The organism is Streptomyces sp. NPDC048664 (assembly GCF_040650555.1).
In the GTDB taxonomy this organism is placed as follows: Bacteria; Actinomycetota; Actinomycetes; order Streptomycetales; family Streptomycetaceae; genus Streptomyces.
This window is the reverse complement of sequence record NZ_JBEZHK010000008.1, coordinates 109,614-122,448: the sequence shown is the minus strand read 5'-3', so window position 1 is coordinate 122,448 and position 12,835 is coordinate 109,614. Positions and strand designations below refer to the sequence as shown.

The window sequence follows — 12,835 nt, the reverse complement described above, 5'->3', positions numbered from 1 at the left end:
CAGCGCGGGTCAGTCGTCCCGGCCGAGGAGGCGGCCCTTCGGTTCGGTGAAGTCACCGTCGGCGGTGACGCGTTCGCCGCGCAGCCAGGTGGACCGGACGACGCCGTACAGGGTCTTGCCCGCGTACGCCGTCACCCGGTTGCGGTGCTGGAGGGCCGCCGGGTCGACCGTGAAGGCCTCGTCGGGCGCGAGGACCGCGAAGTCGGCGTCCCGGCCCACCTCGATGGCCCCCTTGCGCGCCTGGAGCCCGACCAGCCGCGCCGTGTTCGCGGACATCCAGCGCACCACGTCCTCCAGCCCGTGGCCGCGGCGCCGCGCCTGCGTCCACACCGCGGACAGGCTCAGCTGCAGTCCGGATATACCGCCCCAGGCGGTGGCGAAGTCGTCGGTCTTCAGGTCGGCGGTGGACGGGGAGTGGTCGGTGACCACGCAGTCGACGGTGCCGTCGGCGAGGGCCCCCCACAGCAGGTCCTGGTTGGCGGCCTCGCGGATGGGCGGGCAGCACTTGAACTCGCTCGCCCCGTCCGGGACCTCCTCGGCGGTCAGGGTGAGGTAGTGCGGGCAGGTCTCGGCGGAGACCCGCACGCCCTCGGCTCGCGCCGCCGCGATCAGCGGCAGCGCGTCGGAGGAGGAGAGATGCAGGATGTGGACGCGCGCGTCGAGCCGCCTCGCCTGGGCGATCAGGTGCGCGATGGCCCTGCCCTCGGCGGCACGGGGCCGGGAGGCGAGGAAGTCGGCGTACTTCGGGCCGCTGTGCCGGGGGGCCGCGGCGAGGTGGTCGGGGTCCTCGGCGTGCACGACGAGCAGTCCGCCGAACCCGGCGATCTCGGCCAGGGAGCGGGCCAGCCGCTCCTGGTCGAGGTGCGGGAACTCCTCCACACCCGAGGGCGACAGGAACGCCTTGAAGCCGAACACGCCCGCGTCGTGCAGGGCCCGCAGCTCCTCGACGTTGTCCGGCAGCGCGCCGCCCCAGAACCCGACGTCGATGTGCGCCTTGGCGGCCGCCACCTCCCTCTTCACCCGGAGGTGCTCGACGGTCGTGGTCGGGGGCAGGGAGTTGAGCGGCATGTCGACCAGGGTGGTGATGCCTCCGGCCGCCGCGGCACGCGTCGCGGTCCAGAAGCCCTCCCACTCGGTGCGGCCCGGGTCGTTGACATGGACGTGGGTGTCGACGAGTCCGGGCAGCAGCGCGTCGTCACCGAGGTCCTCCAGCCGGGCCCCGGCCGGTACCTGCGCGTCGTACGGCAGCACGGCGGCGATCGTGCCGCCGGCGACGACGACCGACGCGGCGCGCGTCCCCTCGGGAGTGATGACGCGCGTCGAGCGCAGCACCAGTTCGGCTTCGGACACCCGGACACCCTCCTTTTCAACGTTCTGTTGAAGGAGTCTTCTCCGCCTGCCTGACCCCGTCAAGAGCATGGCATCCCCCGCGCCCCACCCCTGGATGTTTTCCACAGGGCGGAACTAGACTTTCGTACGATACGACTGAAGGGCCCGCGAGGCAGCCGGACAGCGCACGCACGGAGACGGGGACCCGATCGGCCGCCGGGTAGGCTTCTGCCCCTCCGCCAGCCCCGAAAGGAACGCGCCGTGCCGACGCCGACGTCCAGCGCCAGCGACTCCCCCGCCAAGTCCGCCGCGGGCGGCGGCGTCCAGTCCCTCGAGCGCGCCTTCGACCTGCTGGAGCGGATGGCCGACGCGGGCGGCGAGGTCGGCCTGAGCGAACTGTCCGCGCACAGCGGGCTGCCGCTGCCCACCATCCACCGGCTGATGCGCACCCTGGTGGTCTGCGGTTACGTACGCCAGCAGCCCAACCGCCGCTATGCGCTCGGCCCGCGGCTGATCCGGCTCGGCGAGTCCGCCTCGCGACTGCTGGGCACCTGGGCCCGCCCGTATCTGGCACGCCTGGTCGAGGAGACCGGCGAGACCGCGAACATGGCGCTGCTCGACGGCGACGAGGTCGTCTATGTGGCGCAGGTGCCGTCCAAGCACTCGATGCGGATGTTCACCGAGGTGGGCCGGCGGGTGCTTCCGCACTCCACCGGCGTGGGCAAGGCGCTGCTCGCCGGGGCCGCGGACGACGAGGTGCGCGCCCTGCTGGCGCGCACGGGCATGCCGGCCGCGACCGAGAAGACGATCACGACCCCGGACGCGTTCCTCGCCGCGCTCAAGGACGTGCGCGGCGCCGGGTACGCCGTGGACGACAACGAGCAGGAGATAGGGGTCCGTTGTCTCGCCGTGTCCGTGCCCGACGCCCCGACGGCCGCGGCGATCTCCATCTCCGGTCCGGCGGGTCGGGTGACGGAGGCGGCGACGGAGAGGATCGTGCCGGTGCTCCAGCAGGTGGCGGCGGAGCTGTCCGAGGCCCTGGCGGGCGTGGGCCCGGCGGTCTGAGCACCCGCCCCCGCGCACGGCGTGGGCTCAGCCGCGCGGCGGCTCCCCGAAGAGTTCCACCGCGCTGCGTACGCCGGCGAGGCTCGCCCCCAGCGCGCTGACCGAGCCGATCGCCCCGGCGACCAGCAGCAGGGAGCCGCGCAGGCGCGGAACCTCGGGGGCGCCACCGACGGCCATCGCCGCCAACGCGGCGAGCTCGTCCTCGGCTATCCCCCGGTCGGGGAAGTCGGCGGGATGCGCGGCGAGTTCACGGCGCAGCCGCGAGACGGCGGTCCGCAGTTCCGCCACCCTCGGGTCCTCGGCGTCACCGCCGGCCGCACCGCTGCCGGCCGCCGGCCTCTGCCCCACGCTCCGCAACACAGCTCTCCCCCCTCGCACCCGCTTCGTGCGCACGGCTTCGATACGCGGCCCCGTCACCCCCGTGGCGTTGAGTCGAGCACCGGGGACGGTCAGTAAACGCCAACCGGCGCGCCGGGCGCCACCGTACGGACCGAAATTCAGCCCATGGAGACCACTGCCGCGGGGCGCTGTCCGGTATGCAGGAGGCATGACGCGCGACGACGACCGGAAGACCCCCGCAGCCGGACTGCTCCTTGCGGCAGGCGGCGGACGCAGGCTCGGCGGCCGGCCCAAGGCACTGCTGGAGCATCGAGGGAGCCTTCTCGTGGAGCGCGCCGTGAACGTTCTGCTAACGGCCGGATGCGATCGGGTCCATGTGGTGCTGGGCGCCGCGGCCGAGGTCGTGCGCGAGCGGGCGGATCTGACCGGGTGCGTACTGGTGGACAACCCGGACTGGGAGCAGGGCATGGGCTCCTCGCTGCGCGCCGGGCTCGACTCGCTCGCCGGGACCGGCGCGCCGGCGGCGCTGGTGCTGCTGGTGGACCAGCCGGGCATCGGACCGGAGGCGGTGGCCCGGGTCCTCGGCGCCCGCGAGAGGGGCGTCGCCGGCGAGGACCCGATGGCGCTGGCCTCCGCCGCCTACGCGGGGGCGCGCGGCCATCCGGTGCTGCTCGGCGCCGGCCACTGGGCCGGTGTCGCGGCGGCCGCGACGGGCGACCGGGGCGCGCGTGCGTATCTGAAGGCGCATGAGGACGCGATCGCCGTGGTGGAGTGCGGGGACGTGGCGCGGCCCTACGACATCGACACCGAGGACGACCTGGGCCACCTTGAGTGAAGGGGGGTGGCACCGAGCGCCACCCCGGCTCGAAGCGGAGATTCCCGACGTCGGCAGATCCGTCAACAGATCATTGAACTTCCACCATGAGGAAACTAGTATCCACTTTTCAGAAGGGGCCCTGGCCGCCGTCGGTGACCCGTGACCCCCGCGCACACCCGACCGGACCGCCTGGCACCTGGTGCCATCGCCGAAGGAAGTGACCGCTGATGTCCGCACCCGCGCCGTCGCCGGCCGTCGTCGCCGCCGAGCCCCTGCCGCGGCAGGACGAGGTCCTCGGCGAGGCGGCCCTCGCCTTCGTGGCCGCCCTCCACCGCCGGTTCACGCCCCGGCGCGACGAGCTGCTCGCGCGCCGGGCCGAACGCCGCGCCGAGATCGCCCGCACCTCGACGCTCGACTTCCTTCCCGAGACCGCCGCGATCCGCGCGGACGACTCCTGGAAGGTGGCGCCCGCGCCCGCCGCCCTGGACGACCGCCGGGTGGAGATCACCGGTCCCACCGACCGCAAGATGACCATCAACGCCCTCAACTCGGGCGCCCGGGTGTGGCTCGCGGACTTCGAGGACGCCTCCGCGCCGACCTGGGAGAACGTGGTCCTCGGCCAGTTGAACCTGATCGACGCCTACACCAGGAACATCGACTTCACGGACCCGGGCTCGGGCAGGTCGTACGCCCTGCGGCCGGACGAGGAGCTGGCGACGGTCGTCATGCGCCCGCGTGGCTGGCATCTGAACGAACGTCACCTCCTGGTGGACGGGCAGCAGGTGCCCGGCGCGCTCGTCGACTTCGGCCTGTACTTTTTCCACAACGCCCAGCGCCTGCTGGACCTGGGCAGGGGACCGTACTTCTACCTCCCGAAGACGGAGTCGCACCTCGAGGCGCGCCTGTGGAACGACGTCTTCGTGTTCGCCCAGGAGTACCTCGGCATCCCGCAGGGGACCATCCGCGCCACCGTCCTGATCGAGACGATCACGGCGGCCTACGAGATGGAGGAGATCCTCTACGAACTGCGCGACCACGCCTCGGGATTGAACGCGGGCCGATGGGACTACCTCTTCTCCATCGTCAAGAACTTCCGGGACGGCGGCCCGAGGTTCGTGCTGCCGGACCGCAACGCGGTCACGATGACGGCCCCGTTCATGCGCGCCTACACCGAACTCCTCGTCCGCACCTGCCACAAGCGCGGCGCGCACGCGATCGGCGGCATGGCGGCGTTCATCCCGTCACGGCGCGACGAGGAGATCAACCGGGTCGCCTTCGAGAAGGTCAAGGCGGACAAGGACCGTGAGGCGGGCGACGGCTTCGACGGCTCCTGGGTCGCCCATCCCGACCTGGTGCCGATCGCCATGGCCTCCTTCGACCGGGTGCTGGGCGACAGGCCGAACCAGAAGGACCGGCTGCGTGAGGACGTGGACGTCAAGGCCGCCGACCTGATCGCCGTCGACTCCCTCCACGCGAGGCCGACGTACGCGGGCCTCGTCAACGCCGTGCAGGTGGGCGTCCGTTACATCGAGGCGTGGCTGCGCGGACTGGGCGCCGTCGCCATCTTCAACCTGATGGAGGACGCGGCCACCGCCGAGATCTCCCGCTCCCAGATCTGGCAGTGGATCAACGCGGGCGTCGAGTTCGAGGACGGCCGCAGGGCGACCCCGGAACTCGCCCGTGAGGTCGCCGCCGAGGAACTCGGACGCATCAGGGCCGAACTCGGCGAGGACGCCTTCACGTCGGGCCACTGGCAGCAGGCCCACGACCTGCTGCTCAAGGTCGCCCTGGACGAGGACTACGCGGACTTCCTGACCCTGCCCGCGTACGAGCAGCTCGCGGACTGACTCAGTCCGCCCGCCGCTCCGAGTGGCCCAGGGACCTGCCCGGGGCCACTCGGTCGCGCACCAGCCGCTTGACCGCCGTGGGCTCCGGGAAGCCCTGTGCCCGGCGGTCCCAGACGATCTCGTCGTCGACCCGCACGACGAAGACGCCGCCCGTGCCCGGCTTGAGGGCGAGCTCCGTCAGCTCGGTCTCGAACGTCGTGAGCAGTTCCTGCGCCAGCCAGGCCGCACGGGGCAGCCAACGGCACTGTGTGCAGTACTCGATCTGAACGCGATGGGTGTCCGTCATCCCAGGTGCACCGACCAATCCTGTTGCGCGGCTGGTTTGCCGTGCAGGTCCGGGACCCGCTTGAGCCAGTCGGGCCGTGCCCTGCGCGTCCGTGCCGCGCGGCGGGCCTCCTCGGCGGCGATCTCCGCGCGGGAGGGGAAGTCGGTGGGCAGCCAGGCCGCGGACGCCTCGGCCCGGGCCGCGAGATAGCCGACGTAGGCGTCCCGCACGTCGCCGGGCGACGCGAAGCCCGGCTCTCCTTCGAGCCATGCGTCCGGCACCTGCGCGGCGACCTCCCGCAGCAGCTCCACGGTCACCTTGGGCGCCAGCTCGGCCTCGGCGGCACGGGTGTCCGGGGCGAAGTGGCCGAGCGCGTGATGGCGGAAGTCGTACGCCTTCTCGGGCGCCGAGGCGTCCCAGCGGTGGTGGAAGACGAGGGCCGCGCCGTGGTCGATGAGCCACAGCCTCGGGGGCGCGATGCCGAACGTGGGCCAGACCATGAGGTTGGAACTGTGCACCGTGCGGTCGACGTTGACGGTGAGCGCGTCCAGCCAGACGATCTTCCCCGCCTCCACCGGGTCGACCGTGCACGCGGCGGCGACCTCGGGGGTGAAGTCACGGGCGCCCGGCAGGAAGTCCATGCCCAGGTTCAGCCCCGGGCTCGCGTCCAGCAGGTCCCGCACCTCCTGGTGGGGCTCGTGCGCGGCGAGGGCCGGATCGAAGTGCGCGAGCACCAGTTCGGGCACCCGGAGGCCGAGCTCGCGCGCCAGGCCCCCGACGATCACCTCGGCGACCAGTGCCTTCACGCCCTGCGCCGAGCCGGTGAACTTCACGACGTACGTCCCGAGGTCGTCGGCCTCGACCACCCCGGGCACGGAACCCCCGGACCGCAGGGGCTCGACGTAGCGGGTCGCGGTGACCTCTCTCAGCATCTCTCCCCCTGACGACCGGTCCACTCACGGCCCTCGAACCGCGACGACCATCGTAACCAGGCGAGACGTCCGGGGCGGGCCGCGTGTCAGGGGGCGGGTGCCAGGTTCGCTCGACGCCAGTCTGTGGGGGACATGCCGTAGGCACGTCGGAACGCGCGGCTGAAGTGGGCCGCGTTGACGAAGCCCCAGCGGTGGGCGACCGCCAGGACGGAGGGGCCGTTCCTGCCCGCGTGCGCGAGTTCGCGGCGGCACTCCTCCAGGCGGCGCCGCTGTATCCAGCGGCCGAGCGTCAGGTCCTGGGCGGCGAAGAGCTTGTGGACGTAGCGCACCGAGACGAAGTGGGCGGCGGCGATCGACGCGGGGGAGAGTCCGGGGTCGGCCAGATGGGCCTCGGCGTACCGCCGGATGCGGGCCACCAGCGTGTCGGCGGCGCTGTCCTGCGCGGACCGTGCCGTGTCGTGGTTGCGTTCGGCGACCACGGTCGCCAGCATGTCCGCCGCGTGGCCCGCCAGGCGCTCGCCGAGCCAGGGCGGGCACGGCCGCCCCGAGCCGGCGATCGAGCGCAGCAGCGACGACAGGGGTTCCGCCGCGCCGCCCTCCCCCGGCCGGACCGGCGCCGCGACGATGCGCCGCAGGTCCGGGTCGGAGACCGCGAGGGCGCCGCGCGGCATCCGGAAGACATGGAGCCTGCCGGGCCGTCGGTGCTCCACCAGGCTGGGGCGGGCGGAGTCGTGCAGGAACATGTCGCCAGGGGCCAGCTCGGTGCTGCGGTCGCCCTGGGTGATGACCGCGGTGCCCGAGTCCTGCACGCTCAGGACGACCGCCTCGGCGTCCGCCTCCCGGCTCGGCCGACCGGCCCCGCCCGTGGCGCCCGGCGCCGCTTCGAGGGTGGAGATGCGGAGAAACCCCAGGGCGGCCGAATTATGCGCGTCCGACGTCATCGTGCCTCACCCGTGTGCGTGTTCCCGCCCGCCGCGACCGCGCCGGGCGCCTCCCACCCTGCCCCGGTGGGGCCGCCCGCGCATCAGGGAAAGTCCCCAGTCCGCGGCGCGGGAACACCCCGGGGCACCGCGCCCCTCGGGCGTCCGGACTGGGAAGGTGGGTCCGCAAAGGCCGATAGTGTCCGATCATGCTCATGTACGATCGGGAGGCTGAGCGAGCCGTCTTGGACGGCCTGCTCGTCACGGCACGCGAGGGTCTCAGCGGAGCCGTCGTCCTGCGCGGCAGCGCGGGCATCGGCAAGACCGCTCTGCTGGAGCACACCGTCGGCCGCGCCTCGGGGTTCCGCGTCAGCCAGGTCGCGGGCGTGGAGGTGGAGCAGGAACTCGGCTTCGCCGCCCTGCATCGTCTGCTGCTCCCCTTCCTCGACCGACGCCACCGGCTGCCCTCGCCCCAACGGGACGCCCTGGAGACCGCGTTCGGGATGAGCGCGGCGCCTGCCCCGGACCGTTTCCTGGTCGGCCTGGCCACCCTGACCCTGCTCGCGGACGCCGCCGCCGAACTGCCCCTGCTGATCGTGTGCGACGACGCCCAGTGGGTGGACCGGGAGTCGCTCGACGTCCTGGCCTTCGTCAGCCGCAGGCTGCACGCGGACTCCATCGTGATGCTGTTCGGCGTCCGCGCGGACGACGTCCTGGCGGCTCCCTTCGGCGGCCTGCCCGAACTGGAGGTCACGGGACTGCCGGCCCCGGACGCCCTGGCCCTGCTCACCGACGAGGTGGACGGCGGCCTCGACCGCGTGGTGGCCGAGCGGATCCTCACCGAGACCGCGGGCAACCCGCTGGCGATCCGCGAACTCGCCCGGACGGTCGCCGCGGGCGAACTGGCCGAGGGGGAACCCCTGCCCCTGGACCGCCGGGTGGAGGCGCGCTTCCTGACCCGGGTGCGCGAACTCCCCCCGCTGGTGCAGACGGTGCTGCTCGCCGCCGCGGCCGACTCCACCGGCGACGTCGCCCTGGTCCGGCGGGCCGTCCAGCGCTTGGAGCCCGTCACGGACGACGCGGTCGCGCTGGCCGTCGAGGACGCCACCCGCATGGACCTCTTGGCCGAACGCGCGGCCGACGGCACGGCGCGCTTCCGCCACCCGCTGATCCGGTCCGCCGTCTATAGCGGCGCGTCGCTGGTCGACCGGCGGCGGGTGCACGCCGCCCTCGCGGCGGAACTGGACCGGCCCGCGCAGGCGGAACGCCGCGCCTGGCACCGTGCCGCCGCTTCCAGCGGCCCGGACGAGGAGGTCGCCGCCGAGCTGGAGGCGTGCGCGGAGCGCGCCCGCGAGCACGGCGGGTACCTCGCGCAGGCCGCCTACCTCCAGCGTGCCGCCGAGTTGTCCCGGGAGGGCGTCGCCCGTGACCTGCGGCTGCTCGCCGCTAGCGCGGCGGCGCTGACGGCCGGGGCGCCCTACCGGGCCGAGCAGCTTCTGGACCAGGTGTCGCCGGATCACGGGGTGCCCGCTCTCGACGCCCACGCGCAGCGGTTGCGCGGCCTGATCGCCGTCATGCTCGGCCGGGGGAACGCCGTGGGCAGGCTGCTGGCCGCCGCCCGCATCCTGGCCCCGACGGATCCGCCGGCCACCCGCGACACCCTGCTGGAGGCCGTGGACGCCGCGTGCGTGGCTGAGCGGGCCGAGACCGGGGCGGGCGCGCTGGAGGTGGCCCGCGCCGCGCTCGACGCGCCGCCCGTGCCGGGCGAGCCGGGCGTGGCGGACCTGCTGCTGGCCGGGCACGCCCGGCTGATCGCCGTCGGCCATCCGGCCGCGGCGCCGCTCCTGTGCGACGCGCTCCTCGCCATGCGGGCGGACCGGGCCGAGTTCGGCGACGCCGCCCGGTGGATCCTGCTGGGGATGATCAGCGCGATCGAGCTGTGGGACCTGGATGCCCTGGGCGCCTGCGCCCGCCGTTACGCGCACGCGGCACGCGGTCAGGGCGCCCTGCGGATGCTCCAGGTCGCGGCCCACGCCTCGGCGACCTGGGAGACGTTCCGGGGGAATCTCGGCGCCGCCGAGGAGCACTTCGCCGAGTTCAAGGACGTGTCGGAGGCGACCGGCGCCGACCCGCGCCGCTCCCATCCCAGCGATGTCATGCTGCACGCCTGGCGGGGCGACGAGGAGCGGACGCGGGCTGCGGTGGCGGCCCAGGCGGGGCCCGGGGCCGACCGCCCCGGCGGCATCCAGGCCGAGTTGGCGCGGGCCGCGCTGGCCCTGCTCGAACTCGGCCGCTGCCGCTACCGTGAGGCGCAGGCGGCGGCGCAGACGGTGTTCGAGCAGGACCCGCCGCACTTCGGCGGGCTCGCCCTGCCCGACCTGGTCGAGGCCGCCGTGCGCAACGACGACCGGGACATGGCCGGGCGGGCCCTGGACCGGCTCGCCGAACGGGCGGTGGCGAGCGGGACGCCCTGGGCGCTGGGGGTGCTGGCCCGCAGCCGGGCGCTGCTCGCGTCCGACGAGGCGGCCGAGGAGCTGTTCACGCGGGCTCTCGGCCATCTGACCCCCGGTGGCCCGGCCACGGAGGTGGCGCGGACCCGTCTGGTGTACGGGGAGTGGTTGCGTCGCCGTCGCCGGCGGCAGGAGGCCCGGGACCAGTTGTCGCAGGCCCATGAGCTGTTCACCGGGATGGGCGCGGCGGCTTTCGCCGAGCGGGCCCGGGTGGAGCTGACCGCGACGGGCGGCCGCCCCCACCCGCGGGCCCCCGGGGCCGGTCACGGGCTGACGCCGCAGGAGGCTCGGGTGGCCCGGCTGGCCGCCGAGGGCGCCACCAACCAGGAGATAGCCGCCGCCCTGTTCCTCAGCGCGAGCACGGTGGAGTACCACATGGCCAAGGTGTTCCGGAAGCTCGGCATCGGCTCCCGGCGCAGTCTGCGCCAGGTGCTGCCCCGGTGACGGCGGGGGCGGCGGTCAGTGGTCGCCGCCCGCGTGCGGTTCGGCGACGTAGCCGCCCGGGAACCTCACCATGGCGGTGGAGCGGCCTTCGGTGGGGCCCGTCGGGCTGTCGGCGCACCGTCGTTTTCTCCTCAGTGCACGGGCGGATCGTGCGCGGTGAGGACAACTCGCGTGCGTTCGCGGGCAATCGGGGTGCCCCTGCCGCGGCTAGCGTGACGCGCGACCACCGCACTCCGGGAATTTTCGTCGGGTCCTGCTCGATGAGACTGCCGAGTGCCTGATGTCCTTCGATCCAGCAGGAGTTGCACATGTCCGACGCGTTCACGCCGGTGGAGCCGGTACTGGAGCCCGCCGCCGCGGCGTTCGCCGCGGCGACCGCCAACCCCCCGTATCTGTTCGACCTGTCGCCGGCGGAGGGACGCAAGGCGGTCGACGACGTGCAGTCGGGCGACATCGACAAGCCGGCGGTCGACGAGGAGTGGGTCACCGTCCAGGGCGGCCCCACGGGAAATGTCCGGGCGCGGATCGTCAAGCCCGCGGGCGCCACCGGGACGCTTCCGGTCATCGTCTACATCCACGGCGCCGGCTGGGTGTTCGGCAACGCGCACACCCACGACCGCCTGGTGCGTGAGCTGGCGGTCGGCGCGGACGCCGCGGTCGTCTTCCCGGAGTACGACCTCTCCCCCGAGGTCCGCTACCCGGTCGCGATCGAGCAGAACTACACGGTCGCCCGGTGGGTCCTGGACGAGGGCGCCGCCCACGGCCTGGACGCCACGCGGCTGGCGGTGGCCGGTGACTCGGTGGGCGGCAACATGACGGCCGCGCTGACCCTGATGGCCAAGGAGCGCGGCGGCATGCCGATCGCGCAGCAGGTGCTGTTCTACCCGGTCACGGACGCGAACTTCGACACCAACTCCTACCGCCAGTTCGCCACCGGGTACTTCCTGCGCCAGGACGGCATGCGCTGGTTCTGGGACCAGTACACGACGGACGAGGCCGAGCGCGCCCGGGTCACCGCCTCCCCGCTGCGTGCGAGCGTCGAGCAACTGCGTGATCTGCCCCCCGCGTTGGTCATCACCGCCGAGGCCGACGTGCTGCGTGACGAGGGCGAGGCGTACGCCAACAAGCTGCGCGAGGCCGAGGTGCCCGTCACCGCCGTGCGCTTCCAGGGCGTCATCCACGACTTCGTGATGCTGAACGCCCTGCGCGGCACTCACGCGGCCGAGGCCGCCATCTCCCTGGCCGTGCGCACGCTGCACGCGGCCCTGCACACCGCCTGACCGCGTCCGGACCGCCCTGCCCGGCGGGGCGGTCCTGCCCGGCGGGGCACGCGGGCCCGGGTCAGCTCCAGGTCATGGTGATCTCGCGCCCGAACTCGACGTACCCGGCGCGCCGGAACGCCCTCGCCATCGGCACGTTGCCGAGATCGGTGGCGGCCCGGACGCGGGGGACGTCCTGCTCGGCCAGGAGGCGGGTGCCGTGGGCGAGGAGGGCGTCGATGTGCCCCTTGCCCCGGTGGGCGGGCAGGACCGCGATGTAGGCGATGACCGGGTTGTACCCGTTGTGGGCCGGGATGACGAAGCCGACCGGCTCCTTGTCGGGGAGGGTGGCGACGCACCACCAGTCACGCGGGCTGGTGAAGCGGGCGAGTTCGTCCTCGTAGTGCCGCACGGCCGCCTGCCGGGCGGACATCCGGGTCAGGTCGTCGCGGCCGTGGGCGTCGAGTGTCCCGGTGAGGGCCGAGGTCATCAGGTCGATCAGTTCCCCGGTGCCGTCGACCGGCCGGAACGCGAGGTGCCCGGCGGGAGCGGGAAGGGGTGAGGCCCCGGGGCGCCACTCCAGGCGCAGCCGTTCCACGAACAGCTCGGCGCCGGTGCGCCGCAGGATCGCCATGCGGTCCTGGACCGTTCGTGCGGATGCCGGGGTGTCCCGCCAGTCGGGGGCCACGAACCGGCCGTACTCGGGGGGCGTCGAGCCGGCGGGGAGGACGGCGCTCATCGCGGTGCGCAGCAGCAGCTCGCCGACGTCCAGGCGGTCCGGTCCCGGGGCGCCGCCTCGCCGGGCGTCGTCGCCGCCGTCCAGGACGTCGAGGATGTCCAGGCGGTCCGGCACCAAGTCGCCCGGCCGGCTCCACCAGGCGACGCGGGCCAGGACGCGGTCGCCGCGCCGGGCGATCCACATCCATTCCGGGCGTCGGCGGCGCTCGGCGAGGTCGTCGGCGAGTTCGTGGTCGAGGACGTAGGGCAGTTCGCGGAAGAGGTCGAGTTCTTCGGGCCCGGTGATCGGGCGGATGGTCAGGTCGTTCGGCGTGAAGGGCACAGCACACTCCCGTGGGTGGTCGCGCGCCACGTCTATCCGACGGCCGAA

General features: G+C 73.7%; 11 protein-coding genes. 5 read left to right on the top strand and 6 right to left on the bottom strand.

Annotation, left to right across the window (positions count from 1 at the left end; translation table 11 throughout):
• Window positions 1-9 precede the first annotated feature (9 nt).
• A complete protein-coding gene (allB, locus tag AB0C59_RS11390; RefSeq protein WP_363003061.1) occupies window positions 10-1,350 on the bottom strand; it encodes an allantoinase AllB in 1,341 nt (446 codons plus the stop codon).
• 240 nt (window positions 1,351-1,590) lie between these two features.
• Here allB and AB0C59_RS11385 point away from each other — a divergent pair, with 240 nt between their 5' ends.
• Window positions 1,591-2,394, top strand: coding sequence for an IclR family transcriptional regulator (locus AB0C59_RS11385; protein WP_363003059.1), 804 nt, complete (start codon window positions 1,591-1,593; stop codon window positions 2,392-2,394).
• Window positions 2,395-2,421: 27 nt separating this feature from the next.
• Here the strand turns inward: AB0C59_RS11385 and AB0C59_RS11380 are convergent, their stop codons facing one another.
• Window positions 2,422-2,754 (bottom strand): DUF5955 family protein, encoded by a 333-nt coding sequence (locus AB0C59_RS11380; RefSeq protein WP_363003057.1) that lies wholly within the window; start codon window positions 2,752-2,754, stop codon window positions 2,422-2,424.
• Between the two features lie 187 nt (window positions 2,755-2,941).
• Between AB0C59_RS11380 and AB0C59_RS11375 the strand changes: the two genes are divergently transcribed.
• Both AB0C59_RS11375 and aceB read left to right on the top strand, forming a co-directional pair.
• On the top strand, window positions 2,942-3,568 hold the full coding sequence (locus AB0C59_RS11375) for a nucleotidyltransferase family protein (protein ID WP_363003055.1): 627 nt from the start codon (window positions 2,942-2,944) through the stop codon (window positions 3,566-3,568).
• A gap of 209 nt (window positions 3,569-3,777) precedes the next feature.
• Window positions 3,778-5,397: a malate synthase A gene (gene aceB, locus AB0C59_RS11370; protein ID WP_363003053.1), complete on the top strand. Its 1,620-nt coding sequence runs from the start codon at window positions 3,778-3,780 to the stop codon at window positions 5,395-5,397.
• 1 nt (window position 5,398) lies between these two features.
• Here the strand turns inward: aceB and AB0C59_RS11365 are convergent, their stop codons facing one another.
• The 3 genes from AB0C59_RS11365 to AB0C59_RS11355 form a co-directional block, all read right to left on the bottom strand.
• Window positions 5,399-5,683 (bottom strand): SelT/SelW/SelH family protein, encoded by a 285-nt coding sequence (locus AB0C59_RS11365; protein ID WP_363003051.1) that lies wholly within the window; start codon window positions 5,681-5,683, stop codon window positions 5,399-5,401.
• Window positions 5,680-6,594 (bottom strand): HipA family kinase, encoded by a 915-nt coding sequence (locus AB0C59_RS11360; RefSeq protein ID WP_363003049.1) that lies wholly within the window; start codon window positions 6,592-6,594, stop codon window positions 5,680-5,682. The genes AB0C59_RS11365 and AB0C59_RS11360 overlap by 4 nt, the downstream gene beginning before the upstream one ends.
• Before the next feature lie 86 nt (window positions 6,595-6,680).
• Window positions 6,681-7,535, bottom strand: a complete 855-nt coding sequence (locus AB0C59_RS11355) for a helix-turn-helix domain-containing protein (RefSeq protein WP_363003047.1) — start codon at window positions 7,533-7,535, stop codon at window positions 6,681-6,683.
• A 188-nt stretch (window positions 7,536-7,723) separates the two neighbouring features.
• On the opposite strand from AB0C59_RS11355, the gene AB0C59_RS11350 reads away from it, so the two are divergent.
• Window positions 7,724-10,468, top strand: coding sequence for a LuxR C-terminal-related transcriptional regulator (locus tag AB0C59_RS11350; RefSeq protein ID WP_363003045.1), 2,745 nt, complete (start codon window positions 7,724-7,726; stop codon window positions 10,466-10,468).
• 308 nt (window positions 10,469-10,776) lie between these two features.
• A complete protein-coding gene (locus AB0C59_RS11345) occupies window positions 10,777-11,748 on the top strand; it encodes an alpha/beta hydrolase (protein ID WP_363003043.1) in 972 nt (323 codons plus the stop codon).
• Window positions 11,749-11,809: 61 nt separating this feature from the next.
• Here AB0C59_RS11345 and AB0C59_RS11340 read toward each other — a convergent pair whose 3' ends face one another.
• The gene (locus tag AB0C59_RS11340) at window positions 11,810-12,787 is read right to left on the bottom strand and encodes a GNAT family N-acetyltransferase (RefSeq protein ID WP_363003041.1); all 978 of its coding nucleotides are present in this window, start codon (window positions 12,785-12,787) and stop codon (window positions 11,810-11,812) included.
• Window positions 12,788-12,835 lie beyond the last annotated feature (48 nt).